Origin of the sequence: Novosphingobium sp. B-7 (assembly GCF_000410615.1) — a bacterium.
In the GTDB taxonomy this organism is placed as follows: Bacteria; Pseudomonadota; Alphaproteobacteria; order Sphingomonadales; family Sphingomonadaceae; genus Novosphingobium; species Novosphingobium capsulatum.
The window spans coordinates 14,088-30,221 of the sequence record NZ_KE148350.1 but is presented as its reverse complement, the minus strand read 5'-3'; the positions used below and the strand labels follow the sequence as shown (position 1 = coordinate 30,221).

15 protein-coding genes and 2 tRNA genes are annotated in these 16,134 nt (G+C 66.9%); 5 read left to right on the top strand and 12 right to left on the bottom strand.

Going from position 1 to position 16,134, the window contains the following annotated elements; translation table 11 throughout:
- From H926_RS27425 to H926_RS0113130, 3 genes are all read left to right on the top strand, one after another.
- Positions 1-1,126, top strand: a 1,126-nt coding sequence (locus H926_RS27425) for an ABC transporter permease (protein ID WP_022676721.1), incomplete at its 5' end; no start/stop codon positions are given.
- A gap of 104 nt (positions 1,127-1,230) precedes the next feature.
- Positions 1,231-1,746, top strand: a complete 516-nt coding sequence (msrB, locus tag H926_RS0113135; RefSeq protein ID WP_082209159.1) for a peptide-methionine (R)-S-oxide reductase MsrB — start codon at positions 1,231-1,233, stop codon at positions 1,744-1,746.
- A 49-nt stretch (positions 1,747-1,795) separates the two neighbouring features.
- Positions 1,796-2,782: an esterase-like activity of phytase family protein gene (locus tag H926_RS0113130; RefSeq protein WP_022676719.1), complete on the top strand. Its 987-nt coding sequence runs from the start codon at positions 1,796-1,798 to the stop codon at positions 2,780-2,782.
- A 96-nt stretch (positions 2,783-2,878) separates the two neighbouring features.
- Here H926_RS0113130 and rpmB read toward each other — a convergent pair whose 3' ends face one another.
- Positions 2,879-3,169 (bottom strand): 50S ribosomal protein L28, encoded by a 291-nt coding sequence (gene rpmB / locus H926_RS0113125; protein WP_022676718.1) that lies wholly within the window; start codon positions 3,167-3,169, stop codon positions 2,879-2,881.
- A 132-nt stretch (positions 3,170-3,301) separates the two neighbouring features.
- On the opposite strand from rpmB, the gene H926_RS0113120 reads away from it, so the two are divergent.
- Positions 3,302-3,760 (top strand): nucleoside deaminase, encoded by a 459-nt coding sequence (locus H926_RS0113120; protein WP_022676717.1) that lies wholly within the window; start codon positions 3,302-3,304, stop codon positions 3,758-3,760.
- On the opposite strand, the gene H926_RS0113115 is transcribed toward H926_RS0113120, so the two are convergent.
- The 11 genes from H926_RS0113115 to H926_RS0113065 all read right to left on the bottom strand — a co-directional run bounded on the left by H926_RS0113115 (position 3,761) and on the right by H926_RS0113065 (position 14,929).
- The gene (locus tag H926_RS0113115; protein WP_022676716.1) at positions 3,761-5,080 is read right to left on the bottom strand and encodes a family 1 glycosylhydrolase; all 1,320 of its coding nucleotides are present in this window, start codon (positions 5,078-5,080) and stop codon (positions 3,761-3,763) included. It lies immediately after the preceding gene.
- Positions 5,081-5,108: 28 nt separating this feature from the next.
- Positions 5,109-5,969: an alpha/beta hydrolase gene (locus H926_RS0113110; RefSeq protein ID WP_022676715.1), complete on the bottom strand. Its 861-nt coding sequence runs from the start codon at positions 5,967-5,969 to the stop codon at positions 5,109-5,111.
- A gap of 81 nt (positions 5,970-6,050) precedes the next feature.
- Complete coding sequence (locus H926_RS0113105; RefSeq protein ID WP_022676714.1) at positions 6,051-8,324, bottom strand: TonB-dependent receptor; 2,274 nt, start codon at positions 8,322-8,324, stop codon at positions 6,051-6,053.
- 89 nt (positions 8,325-8,413) lie between these two features.
- A complete protein-coding gene (locus tag H926_RS0113100) occupies positions 8,414-9,247 on the bottom strand; it encodes a fumarylacetoacetate hydrolase family protein (protein ID WP_022676713.1) in 834 nt (277 codons plus the stop codon).
- A 35-nt stretch (positions 9,248-9,282) separates the two neighbouring features.
- Positions 9,283-10,176: a VOC family protein gene (locus tag H926_RS0113095; protein ID WP_022676712.1), complete on the bottom strand. Its 894-nt coding sequence runs from the start codon at positions 10,174-10,176 to the stop codon at positions 9,283-9,285.
- Positions 10,173-10,607, bottom strand: a complete 435-nt coding sequence (locus tag H926_RS0113090) for a heme-binding protein (protein WP_022676711.1) — start codon at positions 10,605-10,607, stop codon at positions 10,173-10,175. The genes H926_RS0113095 and H926_RS0113090 overlap by 4 nt, the downstream gene beginning before the upstream one ends.
- A complete protein-coding gene (locus H926_RS0113085) occupies positions 10,604-12,133 on the bottom strand; it encodes a bifunctional 3-(3-hydroxy-phenyl)propionate/3-hydroxycinnamic acid hydroxylase (RefSeq protein WP_022676710.1) in 1,530 nt (509 codons plus the stop codon). Before H926_RS0113085 ends, H926_RS0113090 begins: the two co-directional genes overlap by 4 nt.
- Positions 12,134-13,366, bottom strand: coding sequence for an amidohydrolase family protein (locus H926_RS0113080; protein ID WP_022676709.1), 1,233 nt, complete (start codon positions 13,364-13,366; stop codon positions 12,134-12,136).
- Positions 13,367-13,469: 103 nt separating this feature from the next.
- Entirely contained in the window at positions 13,470-14,387 is a 918-nt protein-coding gene (locus tag H926_RS0113075; RefSeq protein ID WP_022676708.1) for a LysR family transcriptional regulator, read from the bottom strand.
- Positions 14,388-14,733: 346 nt separating this feature from the next.
- Positions 14,734-14,808, bottom strand: a tRNA-Gly gene (locus H926_RS0113070).
- A 46-nt stretch (positions 14,809-14,854) separates the two neighbouring features.
- Positions 14,855-14,929 (bottom strand) — tRNA-Gly (locus H926_RS0113065).
- A gap of 284 nt (positions 14,930-15,213) precedes the next feature.
- Here H926_RS0113065 and H926_RS0113060 point away from each other — a divergent pair.
- Positions 15,214-16,131, top strand: coding sequence for a tetratricopeptide repeat protein (locus H926_RS0113060; protein WP_022676707.1), 918 nt, complete (start codon positions 15,214-15,216; stop codon positions 16,129-16,131).
- Positions 16,132-16,134: the final 3 nt, after the last annotated feature.

The window sequence follows — 16,134 nt, the reverse complement described above, 5'->3', positions numbered from 1 at the left end:
CCCGCAGATCGGCATTGCCCTGCCGGCAGACGAGGCGGCGCGGATGATGGCGGCGCATCGCGCCCTGGCCGATGCCATGCCCGGCGATGTGCCCGATTTCGTCGTGCTCGATGCGCCATGGGGTGGGCGCACCTATGATGCGCGTGCCGCGCTTGCCGGCAGCCATCGCGCCGGCACTGCCGAGCATGACCGGCCAGTGGGCCAGCTGGCCGCCGTGGTGTCGGGCAGCCTGGCCCATCCGGTCTTGACCGCCACGCCCGAGCGGGCGCGGATGTGGCAGGGCATGATCGCGCTGTTTGCCGCCCATGCGCAAAGCGTGGCGCCGGCCGCCCTGCCACCCGTGGCGGTGGACGAGGTGGCCAGCAGCGTCGCCTCGGTGCAGACCGGCCAGGTCAGCACCGCGCAGGCGGGGCAAGTGGCGCTGTTCCTGCTCACCATGCTGCTGGCGGGCATGGTGCTGTCCAACCTGGTGGAGGAAAAGGCCAACAAGATCATCGAGGTCTTGGCTGCCTCGATCCCCATGGACGCCCTGTTTCTGGGCAAGCTCTTTGCCATGCTGGGCGTCAGCCTGGTGGGCATGGCGGTGTGGGGCGCGGCCTGGGGCGGGCTGATGGTCATGGGCATGAAATCGTTGCCGCTGCTGGCCGCGCCGGCGGTAGGTTGGCCGGTGTTCATCCTGCTGGGCTTCCTCTATTTCGCCATGGCCTATCTGCTGCTGGGTTCGCTGTTCCTGTCGATCGGCGGCATGGCCACCACCGTGCGCGAGGTGCAGACGCTGTCGATGCCGGTCACCATGCTGCAGCTGATGGTGTTCTTCTTTGCCAGCTATGCCCTGGCGCGGCCGGGCAGCTGGGTGGATTGGGCAGCGCGGGTGTTTCCGCTGTCCTCGCCCTTTGCCATGCTGGCGCGCGCCGCGCGCGATCCGGTGATTTGGCCGCACCTGCTGGCGCTGGGCTGGCAGGCATTGTGCGTGATGCTGATCGTGCGCACCGGCGCACAGCTGTTCCGCCGCACCGTGATGAAGTCTGGCCCTGCCAGGGGGCGCAAGGTGCGCAAGGGCGGGCTGCTTGGCTTGCTGAAGCCTGACCGCACCGCTCAGGATCGGTTCAGCCAGGGTGAAGCATAACGATCAGGTCTCGCGGGCAGGTTGCCATCATGGCACGCCCCCCGCCCTGCCCGCGAGGCCATCTTGCCCCGGCTGCCTGCCAGCCCGACAAGGCGTTCATGGTGATGACGAACGGCTCAGCCCCCCCTTCCGCCCATCCGTCGCGCCGCCGCCTGTTGGGCTGGCTGGGCGCCGGGCTTGCCTTGCCCATGGCCAGCGCCTGCCGCGCCCGCCCGGCTGCCCCCAAGGAAGTCTTTCCGGTGCAGCACAGCGAGGCGGAATGGCGCCGCCTGCTCACCCCCGAACAGTTCTTCATCCTGCGCGAGGCGGGCACCGAGCGTCCGTTCAGCTCACCCCTGCTGAACGAGCATCGCAAGGGCACTTTTGCCTGCGCGGCTGATCGCCAGCTGCTGTTTTCCTCAACCACCAAGTTTGACAGCGGCACGGGCTGGCCCAGCTTCTGGAAACCTTTGCCCAATGCCGTGGGCCTGCGCAGCGACAGCTCGTTCGGCATGGACCGCACCGAGGTCTATTGCCGCCGCTGTGGCGGACATCTCGGCCATGTCTTCGACGATGGCCCGCCGCCCACGGGCAAGCGCTATTGCATGAACGGCAAGGGCATGATTTTCCTGCCGGCCTGAGCGCCGCAGGGCTTTCCCGCCCCGGCCATCCGTGCCAAGGCCGCAGGCGATGCGCCGTATCGCCCTTTTCCTGCTCGTGCTGGCCCTGGTGCCCACGATCTATGTGCGCCAGCCGTTTCCCCCGCCCAATCCCGACGACCGGGTATTCTATCACGATCTGCTGCCCGGCCTGCGCGCCGGTGGCGCACCGCCGCGCTATGGCGCCCTGACGCTGGTGGGGGCGTGGCAATTGACCAGCCCCGATCGCGAATTCGGCAATTTTTCGGCACTGGCGGTGCGCAACACGCATGATCTGCTGGCGGTGAGCGATCGCAATGCCGTGATGGTGTTCACCCGGCCCGATCAGCCGCTGCCCTGGCGCACGTGGCAGCGCGAAACCATTCATCCGGCATGGTCAGGCCAGGAAATCGATACCGACAGCGAATCGGTCTCGGTCGATCCGCGCAATGGCCAAGTGCTGATCGGCTATGAAGGGGCGGGCGCGTTTCACCTGTTCAGCCCGGATTTCAGCCGCGATCGCCCGATCGCCGCGCCCGTGCTGCTGGAATGGCCCAACAACCAGGGGCCAGAGGCGATGCGCCAGCTGGCCGACGGGCGCACCGTGGTAATCGGCGAAGTCTTTGCCCACTGGTGGTCGCGCCGCCGCCATCCTGGGCTGATCTGGCCGGGCCTGCCGCGTAGTGGCCAGGCGCCGGCGCGGTTCGAGCTGGTCATGCCCGAAGGCTATCGCCCGGTGGAGCTGGCCCAGGCGCCCGATGGCCGCCTGCTGGTGCTGGGGCGCAAGTTCACGCTGGGCGGGTTTCGCACCGTGGTCACCATGATTGACGATCCGGCGGCGATTCGCCCCGGTGCGCAGGTGGAGCCGCGCCCGATCGCCTGGATCGCCGATCCGCGCATCCGCGACAACTATGAAGGCATGGTCGCCACGCCCGAGGCCGATGGCAGCACCGCGATCTGGCTGATTTCCGACAGCAACGAGATGGTCTGGCTGCAACGCACGCTGCTGCTCAAACTGCGGCTGGCGCGCGGCGTCTGATCCGCCAGGTACGCAGCGTGCGCGGCGACGGCAGGCAACAAAAAAGGCCGGGGGAGAACCCCGGCCTCTTTGTAGGCATCAGCGTACCGCAGCCGTTCAGGCGGCGGTGGCGACAGCCTTGACCAGTTCACGCTTGACCTTGAGGGCGCGCGTGCTGAGCTTGGTGTTGTCCTGCTTGAGCAGCCAGTTGTCGAGACCGCCGTTGTGCTCCACCGAGCGCAGGCCGTGCGTCGAGACGCGGAACTTGAAGCTGCGATCGAGCTTCTCCGACATCAGGGTGACGTTCTGCAGGTTGGGGAGGAACACGCGCTTGGTCTTGTTGTTGGCGTGGCTCACGTTGTGACCGATCTGGCGGCCCTTACCGGTCAGTTCGCAAATGCGCGACATGGCTAAAAACTCGCTTCGTGTTCTGATGATCTATCTGGAAGGTGGCGCCATGATCGAATCAACCGGGGAAGTCAAGGATTCGCTTGCCCGAATGCCTTGCTGCCTGCCGATTCTGTGTTACCGGCAGGAGAGATGACCCGCTGGCCCCTGCCCGAACCGATGAAACTGGCGCTGCAACAGGCGCATGACGCCGCTGCTGCGGGCGAAGTGCCGATCGGCGCGGTGATCGTCAAGGGTGGGCAGGTGATTGCCGCCGCGCACAACCGGCCGCGTGGGCTGTGCGATCCCACCGCCCATGCCGAAGTGCTGGCGATTCGCGCCGCGGCGGCTGCCCTGGGCCAGGAACGGCTGGAGGGCTGCGACCTGTGGGTCACGCTGGAACCCTGCCCGATGTGTGCCGGGGCGATTGCCCACGCCCGGCTGGCGCGGGTCTATTACGCCGCGCCCGATCCCAAGGGCGGCGCGGTGGAACACGGTGGGCGCCTGTTCGACCAGCCCACCTGCCTCCACCGCCCCGAAGTCTATGCCGGCCTGGGCGAGGCGGAAAGCGCCGCGCTGCTGCGCGACTTCTTCCGCGCCCGCCGGGGGTGATCAGACCCGGTTGGCGCGGGCGATCGCGCCCAGCACGGCGGCACTGGGCTTGGGCGTGCGGGCAAAGGTGACAGAGTCATAGCTGGCCAGGCCAAACCTGGGCTTGTAGCCAAAGACCCATTCGAAATTGTCGATCAGGCTCCAGTGGCAATAGCCCAGCACCGGCACGCCATCGTCGATCGCGGCCTTCAGGTGGGTGAGCGCGGCCGGGATGAAGGCGGCGCGGATGGTATCGTCATCGGTGCCCACGCCATGTTCCGATACCAGGATCGGCACGCCGGTGGCTTGGTGGGCATAGCGGACCGCACCGGCCAGGGACGGCGCCCAGACTTCGCTGCCTGACCAGTTGCGCACCGCGTCGGCCGGCGCGGGCAGGCGGCCCTGCGGCCCCCACAGCGCGCGTTCATAGTTCTGCACGCCCAGGAAATCGTCGGCCTTGGCCACGTCGAGCCATGTGCCATACATCTCTTGGCGCTTGGCATCGCGCAGCGAGCCCTTGCCCACCGCCTGATCGTCCATCATCGCCAGCGAAAGCCCCACCGGCAGGCGCGGCGCGGCAGCCTTGATCGCCGCCTTGCCCGCCTTGTGCGCGGCCAGCAGGCCAGCCTGCAGATCGGGCAGATCGGCCAGGCCGGCCACATTGGCGCAGAGGAAGCGCGGCACGCCCAGCCGCTTGGCCGCGGTTTCCAGCGTCAGCTTCTGGATCGCCCACAGTTCTGGCGGCACATTGGCATTTTGCAGCAGCAACAGGATATTGGGTTCGTTGAAAGTGATCGCGGCATGAATGCGATCGCCAAAGTGGCGGGTGGCGTTGTCGGCAAAGCGGGCAAACAGCGCGGCGCTTTCCGGGTTGGCCCAGCCGCCCTGCGCGGAAAACCAGCGCGGCGCGGTAAAGTGGCTGAACGTGACGACCGGCGCCAGGCCACGGGCGCGGCAGCCATCGATCACGCGGGCATAGTGATCGAGCATCGCCTGCGAAAACAGGCCCTTTTCCGGCTCGATCCGCGCCCATTCGATGCCAAAGCGATAGGTGTTGAGGCCGATCGCCTTGGCCAGGTCAAGATCCTGTTCCCACAGCAGGAAACTGTTGGCGGCATCGCCCGATGGCGCGGCAAAGACCGTGGGCTGCTGGTTTTCCAGAAACCACAGGTCGCTGCTGGTATTGTTCCCTTCGATCTGGTGCGGCGCAGTGGATGCGCCCCACAGGAAGCCCTGGGGAAACTGCGACGAAACGGCGGCCTTGGCGGCCTTGGCCAGGGCGGGCGTGGCACTCGCGGCCAGCGCGGCGCCGGCCGCGAGCATGGTACGGCGATCGAGCATGGAACTGCCTTTCAGGTAGATCGAAATGTCAGGCGCAGATGGCGTGCACGAAGGCGATGATCTCATCCGCCAGGCGGCGGTCTGACGTGCCCAGGTGCATGGCCATTGAATAGTGATTGTGGCCCGATGCGATGTATCCACGCGGCATGGTGCCGTGGCGCGCCAGCCGATCGGCCATCAGGCCCAGGAACTCTGCCTGGAAGCGCGGCGGATCGAATTCGGCAATCGCTACCAGCAGCGGCAGCGTGGTTGCGGCCATCGCCTCGCGCGGGGCACGCCCGGCATAGTCCTGCGCGTTGCCGTAATAGAGCTGGTCGCGTTCATCGAGCGGGGTGTGGCCATAGAGGCCCGACAGCAGCACCGCGCCGCGCGCCGCCAGATCGGGGCGCAGGCGGATCGCGCCGGCCACATGCACGGCGCCGGCAGACGTGCCCACCAGCACGATGCGCTGCGGGTCGCCGCCATGATCGGCGACATGGGCCACCAGCCAGTCGAACGCGGCCAGCACGTCTTCCGATCCGGCGGGCCACATGTGATCGGGCGCCAGGCGATAGTTGATCACGGCGCCGATCATGCCGGCCTGCGCCGCCATGCGGCCCACTGCGGCGTTGGGCCAGGTTTCTGCCCCGCTGCCACCCTTGTCGCCGCGCAGGAAGCCGCCGCCGTGCACGAAGACCAGCACCGGCTTGGGCGCATCGCCGGGCGAGCCATAAAGATCGAGCCGGTGGCGTTCGTGGGGACCATAGGCGAGGTCCACCGCCGCAGCCGGCTCCGCCGCGACCAGGGCCTGCTGCTCGGCATCGAACAGGGCGCGCACCTGGCCCAGCAGATCGGGCGTCAGCGTGGTGCCCATGGCGGCGATTGCGGCGCGGGTGGCGTCAAACGGCATCGATGCTTTCCTTCAAGGGAGCGGATCGCCTGAGAAAGTGTTGGCTGCCCCCATCGTGAGACAGGGGCGGCGGGTATCGGATCAGAACTTGCCGTCGAGCGACAGACCCACGGTGCGGAACGACTGCGGGCCATAGATGGCGCCGATGTTGGCCGCACCGCCATAGGGGAAGCTCGACTGATAGAGCGAGGGCTCGTTCACGTTGAACAGGTTGCGGGCAAACACCGCCAGGGTGAAGCGTTCATCGGCCGTGCGCACGCCGATGCGGCCACCCACCGTCCAGTGCGGACGGAACGTGGTATCGGCCACCGAATTGGCTTCATAGCGGATGCGCGATTTCCACACCGCGTCGGCCGCCAGGAAGCCCTTGAGGTTTTCGCCCAGGTCATGGGCATATTCGCCCGAGACGGTGAACTTGTACTTTGGCGCATAGGCCAGCTGGGTATTGCCGATATCGCTGCCATCGGTGCCAAGGAAGCCCTTGGGATAGGTGGCCTTGGCATAGATGAACCCGGTGTTGAGCGAGAGGTTGCGCGTCACCTTGCCGAACAGGTTGATTTCCGCCCCGCGCGACTTGACCCCGTTGATGTTGGTCTGCACGCACGAGATCACCGCGTTCTGGTCGACCGTGCACTGCTGCGCCTGGAAGTTCTCGATCTTCTGGTAGAACAGGTTGGCATCGAGCACCCAGCTGCGCAGCAGCGTGGCCTTGAAGCCCACTTCGTACGAGGTCGGCACTTCAGGCAGGACGACATAGGGCGCTGCGCCCGACGGCGTGGCGATCTGGCCACCCTTGAAGCCGCGTGCCACGGTGGCATAGGCCATCGTGCGCGGATCGACGTCATACTGCAGGCCGCCCTTCCACGAAACCTTGCCGACGTGCAGGCGGGTATAGCTGTCCAGCGCCGTGCCGGCCGCGTTCTGCATGCCGAGCGAAAGCACATCGTCAGTATAGCGGCCGCCCGCGATCAGGCGCAGTTTGTCGCCGGCGTGGATCGTCATCTGGCCGAACGCGGCGATCGATTCGTCGACCACGCGATAGGCGTTCACCGTGCTGGAGAAGGCCGGGATGTACACGCCCGGTGCCGGGTGGATGGCGACCGACACGGTTTCGGGCGTGCGCGTCATCACCTGGCGCGAATAGAACCCGCCCAGGGTATATTCCACGGTCTGGTTGGCCGGGGACGACAGCCGCACTTCCTGGGTGAACAGGTCGATCGGGCGATCGACCGGCGAATTGTGCACCTGCAGTTCCAGCGGATCGGCGCGGAACACGTTGGATGCCGCGCCATAGCCCTTTTCATGGGTGCTGCGGTAGGCGGTGATCGAGGTGAGCGTGAAGGGCGCGAACTGGTAATCCAGCTGGAGCGAGGCGCCGCCGGTCTTGATGCGGTCGGTGAATTGCTCGCTGGTGCAATAGTTGCGGTTGCCTTCGCCCGCCGTCACGCCGCAGCTTGCCAGGTTGGCGGTGACGTTGTCGGGGATGGGGAAGGGCGTGGGCAGCGGCAGGATGCCGGGGCCACTGCTCTTCACGAATGTGAAGAAGTTGCCGCCATTGGTAGTGCGGGTGTCGGTATAGTCACCGATCAGGTTGACCGTCAGCTTGTCGGTCGGCTCCCACAGCAGGCGGGCGCGGCCGCCCATGGTTTCGTTCTTGTCATACTGGCCAGTGGTCAGGTTGTAGTCCGGCCCCTGGCGCATGTTGCCATAGGCCGCCACGCGGATCGCGGCATTGCTGGCGATCGGCACATTGGCCACGCCCTGCAGGATCTGGTTGCCAGACTTGGACCCGGCAAAGCCGGCGGTCGAAAGCTCGCTGCGCACGCGCACCGATACCTTGTCGAATTCGGGCTTGTTGGTGGTGATGTTGATCACGCCGGCCGAGGTGGTGAGGCCGAACAGCGTGCCCTGCGGGCCCTTGAGCACTTCGATCCGCGCCACGTCGAACAGGTCGGAGATATTGGCGTTGCCCTGGCTGACCTGGTCTACCACCACGCCCACCGAGGCCACCGCGCCGGCCGAGAAGGTCTGCGTGCCGATGCCGCGGATCGCGCCGCCGCCGCCGGTGTTCTGGCCGGGTGCCGACTGGATTTCCAGGCTTGGGGCGATGCGGTTGAGATCGTTGACGGTGTTGACCTGCTGCCGCTCCAGCTGGCCGGCATCGGCCACGGTGATCGAGATCGGAACTTCCGTCACCTTTTCCACGCGGCGCTGCGCGGTCACCACGATGGCGGCGTCAGGCGCACTGTCGGCGGCCTGCGGCGCGGCGGCCGGGGCTGATTGCGCCAGGGCTGGCGTGGCCAGGACGGAAAGTGAAAGACCGGCAAGCAGCGCGGTGCGGGTGTGGCAGATCATGATGGTTCTCTCCCCAAAAATCGTGCGTTTATCGGTCCGCGCCCGCCGTTATGCGGGCGCGGTCGGCTGGATTGGAATGAAACGGCGGGTCAGATTTCGTCGATAACCGGGTTGGTCAGCGTGCCGATCACGCCGATGGAAATCCCGCAAACGTCACCGGCCTTCATGTAGAGCGGCGGCTTGCGCTTATCGCCCACACCGCCCGGCGTGCCGGTGACGATCACGTCACCAGGGGCGAGCGGGGTGAAGGTGCTGCAATATTCGATCACGAACGGGATATCCCAGATCATGTCGCTGATCGGCTGGTCCTGGACCAGTTCGCCATTGAGGCGCGTCTGCACGCGCTGGCTGCCAAGGTCCGCCACTTCATCGGGCAGGACCAGCGCCGGGCCGAACGCGCCGGTGGCCGGATAGTTCTTGCCCGGGGTGAACTGGATATTGTGGCGCTGCCAATCGCGCGCCGAACCGTCGTTGAAGATGGAGAAACCGGCGACATGGGCCATGGCATCGGCGCGGGCGATGCGGCGTCCGCCCTTGCCGATCACCACCGCCAGTTCGCCTTCATAGTCGAACCGCTCGGTTTCGCGCGGGCGCAGCAGCGGCTCGCCATCGGCGATCAGGGTATCGGCCCAGCGGGTAAAGATCGCCGGAAATTCCTTCTGCTCGCGCCCGGTCTCGGCCACGTGCGTGGCATAGTTGAGGCCGACGCACAGGATCTTGCCGGGATTGGGCACGACCGGCAGCAGGCGCACATCGGCCAGGGCAAACTGGCCCGTGGCAGGCAGCGCAGCCAGGTCCTGGTCGGCCACGTCCTTGAGAAAGGCGGCGCTGCCAGCCGTGCCGAGATCGTGCACGGTATCGCCATCGAGACGGCCAAAGCTGGGCAGGCCATCTGGGCGGCGGAAGCTGATGAGACGGGTCATGGGATCGAAAACTCCGAAAAACGAAAGCGGGGCGTTCAGGCCTGGGCGGGATCGGCCGGCTGCCAGGCGCGGCGAAAGCGGAAGCGCTCTTCGGCCTGGCGCAAGCCGTCGAAATCCTTGTCGGAAATGCCCCACTGGTCGATGCGGTTTGGCGGCCAGGCCCAGTCTTCGGGGCTGCCCGCGCGGTAATCCTCGGGCACCTTTTCCACGGCCGTGGAATATTCGATCACCGGGCCGAACGGCGCGATGTAATAGGCATAGACATTGGCGCCCGGCCCATGACGGCCCGGCCCCCAGGCCGGGGCAAAGCCGTGGTCGCGCATGCGGCCGATGCCGCGCATCACCGCGTCGAGGTCTTCCATCTCGAACGCGATGTGGTTGAGGCTGGAAAAGCCGGCACGCGCAAAGGCGGTCGAATGGTGGCTGTCGTTGCAGCGCACGAAGACCATGCCCTTGGTGCGGTCCGACACGCGAAAGCCCAGCACGTCTTCCACGGCATGGCCCGACGCTTCGGCATCGGCGGAATTGAACACGATGTGCGTCAGCTTGACCGGCAGGTCGCGCCCGGTGATCGGTTCCACCTCGGTCGTGTTGACCAGAAAGCGCAGCAACTCGCCCTCGGGCAGTTCCACGATCACGCCTTCGCCTGCGCCCGGATCGGCTGAAACCGTATCGATCAGCGGCCAGCCGCGCGCGGCGGCACGGCTGCGGATGTCGGCAAGCTCGGCCGCGGTGCAGACAAACGTAGTGGACCGCACGAATTCCGCGTCGGCCTTTTCGAAGGCAACGAGGTAGGGATAGGAGCCGGAGCCGCGCAGGTAATGGGTATCGCCGCGCACCTCGCCAGGCGCCATGCCCCAGATATCGAGCATGAAGCGGGCCGCGGCGGCCGGATCGGGCAGCGCGAGTTCGATACTGCGCAGTTTCATCGGGTTTGCTCCTGGTTGAAGCCGGCGGCGTGCAGGCCGGCAGTCACGCATTCCTCGTCGCAATCGCCGGTGTCGCCACTGGCGCCCACCGATCCCAGCACCAGGCCCTGCGGACCACGCACCAGCACACCGCCGGGCGAAAAGGCCATGTCGCCCCCCAGCGCCACGGCCACGCTTTGAAAGAAGACCGGGTTGCCCTTGGCACGCTCGGCCAGGATGCGCGTATCGGCGCCCATTCCCAGCGCGCCCTTGGCCTTGGCCCGGGCAATCTCCAGCCGGGCAAAGGTGGCGCCGTCTTCGCGGGCAAAGGCGATGGGATGGCCGCCAGCATCAAGCACGATCACCGCCAGCGGCTTGGCCGTGCGGGCGCGGGCGCTGGCGAGCGCGGCGGCGATCACGGCCTGCGCCGCTGCCAGATCGAGTGTGGTCATGATACGGTCTCCAGGGCCAAGCCAAGCGCGTGGGCGCGGGCCTCGATCAGGTCGATCGCGGTGCCACTGGCCGTGCCGAACACGCAATGATCGGGGCGCAGCAGCACGGCATCGACGCCATGATGATCGAGCCAGGCGGTGACCGCGCCGGCATCGTCAAGCGACGCGGCCACCGTACGCGTGATGAGGGGAGAGGACCCCGTCACGCTGTCATCCCGAACGATCAGGCGCCAACCCTGGCCAACCGCGTCATCCAGCTTGCGTCCGTCGGCCAGGATCGGCTGGATGAACCGTACGCCTGCACCGGCCGTGCCAGCCAGCACGATCCCGGCGGAAATCGCGGGGATCAGGTCGTGCGCGGTTTCGCCGGCCTTTTGCGCTGCAGTGGCGCGGATACCGGCATCGCGTGTGGCCGCCTTGGCCGGGTCCAGTTCGCAGATATAGCGCCCCGCCGCCACGGCCGCGCCGATCACCCCGCGCACATGGGGATCACGTTCGGGCTGATAGCTGGCCAGGATCGCGGGATCGGCGCCATGGTTGACGATCGCGTCCATCTTCCACGCCAGATTGGCCACGTCGCGCAGGCCATGGCACATGCCCTGGCCGAAGAACGGCGGCGTCTGGTGCGCAGCGTCGCCAGCCAGGAACACGTTGCCGGCCTGCCAGGCTTCCGCCACCAGGCCGTGAAAGCGATAGGTGGCGGCGCGCACGATGGTGTGGGGCACGTCCTTCATCCACGCGCCGACCAGCGCGCCAACCTGTTCGGGCTGCATCATCGCCTGGTCGTCTTCGCCGGGCAGCAGCATGAATTCCCAGCGGCGGTGATTGCCGCGGCCGGGCACCACCGTGGCGGGCCGCGCCGGATCGCACATCATCACCGACAGGCGCTGCAGATCGGCATCGGCCGGCACACCGGTGAGCGCCGGGAACGTGACCGGGCCTTCGACCTCGGCATCGACGACGAGCCAGGGCTCCTCGAACCGAAGATCATCCAGCGCGATGCCCAGCGCCTTGCGCACCGGGCTGCGCGCGCCATCGGCGGCGATGACCCAGCGCGCGGTCAGCGCCTGCTGCGCGCCGTCAGCCTCGAATTGCACGGTCACGCTGTCATCGTGCTGGTCCAGCGCGGTGAAGGTGGCGCCCAGGCGCAGCGTGATCGCGCCGTTTTCGGCAAAGGCGGCGCGCAGGTGCGCTTCCAGTTCGGGCTGATAGAAGAAATAGTCGTTGGACCAGCCAAACGGCTTGGGCTTGCCCACCGTGCCCATGTAGCGGATCACGCCGTGATCGGCGCCGACGTGCAGGTGGCCATCGGTGGCGACCATGTCGGGCAGCACCCGATCGATCACCCCGGCGGTCTGGAACAGGCGCATCATCTCGTGATCGAGATGCACCGCGCGCGGCAGGGGATAGTGGTCCAGTTCCTTTTCCAGGACCACCACGCGCAGCCCGGCGCGGCCCAGCAGGTTGGCCGCGAGTGCCCCCACCGGTCCGCAGCCGATCACCGCCACATCGCAACGCTCAGTCATTTACGCGGCCTCGGCAGCGGCGGGCGCCTTGTACAGGGCGCCACCCTTCATGATCATGGAAAGACGGGCGGCGTCCTGCATGATCGCCACGTCCTGCGTGGGATCGCCATCGACCAGCAGCAGGTCGGCCAGGAAGCCTTCGCGCACCTCGCCCACGGCCAGGCCCATCAGCTCGCCACCCAGGCGCGTTGCCGCCACCAGCGCTTCGGCCGGGGTATAGCCATAGTATTCCACGAAGTGCGCCAGATCGCGGGCGTTGCGGCCGTTGGGATTGAACGGGAAGCCATAGTCCCCGCCGATCAGCACTTTGACCCCGGCAGCCTTGAGCGCGGGCACCAGGGCCCGTTCACGCTCCAGCCGCTCGGCAGCGCTGGCTTTCATCGCGCTCATGTCGATATGCGGGGGCGGGCTGGCTTCCAGCGCACCCACCGAAACACCCGGACCCGGGGCATAGAACGTGGTGTCCTTGGCCGCGATCATGCGCGCCACGGCTGCGTCATCGGCGTAAGAGGCGTGATAGATCACCCGCGCCCCGGCATCGAGCGCCAGGCCGATCGCCTCGGGATAATAGGCATGGGCCGCGATCCACAGGCCGGCTTCGCGGCAGGCCTGCCCTGCAGCAACCATTTCCGCTTCGGTATAGAGCACGTGTTGCGCCGTGCCCGGCTTGAGCGCGTCTTCGCCCGACACCACCAGCTTGATCGACTTCACGCCTTGGTCAGCGCAATAAGCCACGAAGGCGCGCATCGCGTCGGGGCCGCGGCCGTTGAACACATTGCCGGTGTCGACGCCGTCGTCGCCTTCGGGGCTGCGCTCGATGGTGGAGGGCACATAGCGCGGGCCAGGGGTTTCCCCCGCGGCGATGGCCGCGGCCAGTTCCGGCTCGATCCCGTCGACCAGCGCGCCGGCCGAATAGAGGCTGGTAAAGCCCTGGTCGAGCAGCACGCGCGCGTTGCGCCAGGCTGCCACTTTCAGTTCCTCGGGCGGCAGGATGAACTGGTGATAGATCTTCTCGATCGAGGAGCCCCAGGTCAGATGGGTATGCGCGTCGACCATGCCGGGCATCAGCGTGCGGCCAGCGCCCTCGATCCGCTGGTCATGGGCTGCGCCATCCAGCGCATCGGCACCTTGGGCCACGTGGGCGATGTGTTCGCCATCCACCAGCACGCTGCCGGTATAGGGAGCGCTGCCGCTCCCGTCGAAAATCCTGACATTGCGGATAAGGGTCCGCATCGCTTGCTCTCCCGCGCTGGCATGGTTCCGGGTTGGCCCGGACACGCTGCAAACCTATCTGCGCGCGATGGCTATCAGTTGAAAATACTATCTCTCTATCTTGCTATAGCTCTGGGCTATACTTGAATGCCATGACATCGAGTAGCGCCTGGGCGGCGATCGAGGGCTGCTCGCCATGGCGCAGACGCACGCCGATGCTGCGCTGGAATGCCGCCTCGCGAATCTCGATGCCGCGCAACACCCCGATCGACAGTTCTGACGCGGCCACCTGGCGCGGCAGCACGGTGATGCGGTCGCTCATTCGCACGATCGCCTTGGTGGTCAGCAGCGAATCGCAGCGCACCACGTTGGCCGGCACCGGCGCCTGCGCGGCGATGAACAGCGCATCGACCTGGCGGCGGAACGCGCCTTGTGCCTCGGGCAAGACCCAGGGCAGGCCCGCCACCTCGCGCAGCGACACGGCCGAGGGCAGGGCATCGTGGCGCCGCCCGACGATCAGGGCAAAGGGATCACGGGCAAAGGTGCGTTCGGCTATGTCGGGTGGCGGCGCCTCCATCTCGGTGGTGACGAAGGCCAGATCGATCTGGCGCTGGCGCAGCAGGTCGATCAGCACGCCGTCGGGCCGCTCCACCACGCTCAGCGCGCAAGGGCCGATGCGCGCTTCGAGCCGGCCAATCACGAAGGGCAGCAGGCTGACCAGTGCGCCGGGCGTGCCGCCGATGCGCAAGGGGCCAGCCAGCCCGCGCGACAGATTGTCCAGTTCCTCCTGCGCGCCGATCAGCACGTGGTGCATTGCCTCGGCCCGCTCGGCCAGCAGGGCACCTTGCGCGGTGGGGCGCACCCCGGTCTGGCGGCGTTCGAACAGTTGCAGTCCCAGCCGCGCTTCCAGCTGGGCGATGGCGGCCGATACCGACGGCTGGGCAATGTTGAGCACGCGGGCGGCTGCCGAGATCGAGCCTTCGCGGCATACCGTGCGAAATGTGAGCAAGGCACGCGGATCGATGCTGGGGCGCTTGTCCATAGTGCCAAGCTATGGGCGCGATCGCCTGGACCGGCAAGAGGCGCTTCGAAGGCAGCGGGACCCCGGGTCAAGCCCGGGGTGACCAATAAGTGGTGGGTGGCGCTGGGTTAGGACATTCCAACACATCGTCACCCCGGGCTTGACCCGGGGTCCCGCTTGATGGCGTGGGGGGGAACCGCGACCAAAGCGCGGCGACGAATGCGATGATGAGAAAAGGCAAACTGGAGCGGGCGAAGGGATGCGAACCACGCCCGAAGCGCTGTTGCGCGTAGGGCCAGCAAGAAGACTCGAGGGTTCCCCGAAATCTTGAACCATCGCTGCTGGAAAATGCCACGCATGGGCAAACTGGAGCGGGCGAAGGGATTCGAACCCTCGACCCCAACCTTGGCAAGGTTGTGCTCTACCCCTGAGCTACGCCCGCTCGGCGTTTGCGCGGGCCGGAAGCCGGCCGTGCAGGTCTTGAAAACTGGAGCGGGCGAAGGGATTCGAACCCTCGACCCCAACCTTGGCAATGTTGTGCTCTACCCCTGAGCTACGCCCGCTCTGGCGTTTTCAGTGGGGGGGCGCAAGGGCCATCCCGCTGGGGTGAGGCGGGCCAATAACGGGGGATTGGGGGCGGCGCAACAGCAAAGTTGCATTTTTCCAGACAAACCCGGCGCGCCCTGTGGATGCAGCTGTGGATGGCGATGCTCGACTGGCTGGCCTTGGTGCAGATTCGCAGCTCTTGCTGCACTGCCCCTTGCCGAACTGCCAGGCTTTCCCACATGGTGACCGCAGCAGTGCCCGCGCGGCGCTGCACCGGACCGAATGGAAGTGGAGACGCATAGTGGCAAGCCTGGGCCTCAACCTCGACGAACAGAAGGCGGTGGACCGCTTCCGCAAGACTGTCGTCGAACCTTCGATGACCAAGCTTGTCATCCTCGATTTCTGGGCGGAATGGTGCGGCCCGTGCAAGGCGCTGACCCCGGTGCTGGAAAAGGTGGCGGCCGAATATGCCGACAAGGGCGTGGTCCTGGCCAAGGTCAATGTCGATGAAGAGCAGTTCATCGCCGCCCAGTTCCAGGTTCGCTCGATCCCCACGGTCTATGCCATGTTCCAGGGGCAGCCGGTGGCCGATCTGACCCAGGCGCGCGGCGAATCGCAGCTCAAGCAGTATCTCGACCAGATTCTGTCGCAGCTGCCGGTGCAGCCCGGCGCGCTGAGCGAGGAAGCGCCGCAGGACGTGGCGCCGCTTTTGGCGATGGGCGAGGAAATCCTGGGCGAAGGCGATGGCGAGCGTGCCGCCAGCGTGTTTGCCCAGATCGTGGAAATCGCGCCCGACAATGCCGCGGCCCATGCCGGCCTGATCCGCGCGCTGCTGCTCGCCGGGCACAAGGACGAAGCCACGCAGGTGCTCGAATCGCTCGATCCCGCGCTGGCGGCCGATCATGCGCTGGACCAGGCCCGCGCGGCCTTGGCCTTGGCCGAAGACGCGCCCGAGGAAGGCGAACTGGCCACCCTGCGTGCCGCCGTGGCCGCCGCGCCTGATGACATGGACGCACGACTGGCGCTGGCCAATGGCCTGTTTGCTGCCGGTGACCGCGATGGCGCGGCCGATACGCTGCTGGCCATGGTGGCGGCCGATCGTGCCTGGAACGACGGCGCCGCGCGCGCGCGCCTGCTGCAGATTTTCGAGGCGATCGGCCTGGAAGACCCGTGGGTGGCACGCACCCGCCGCAAGCTGTCCACCGTGCTGTTCGGGTGATGG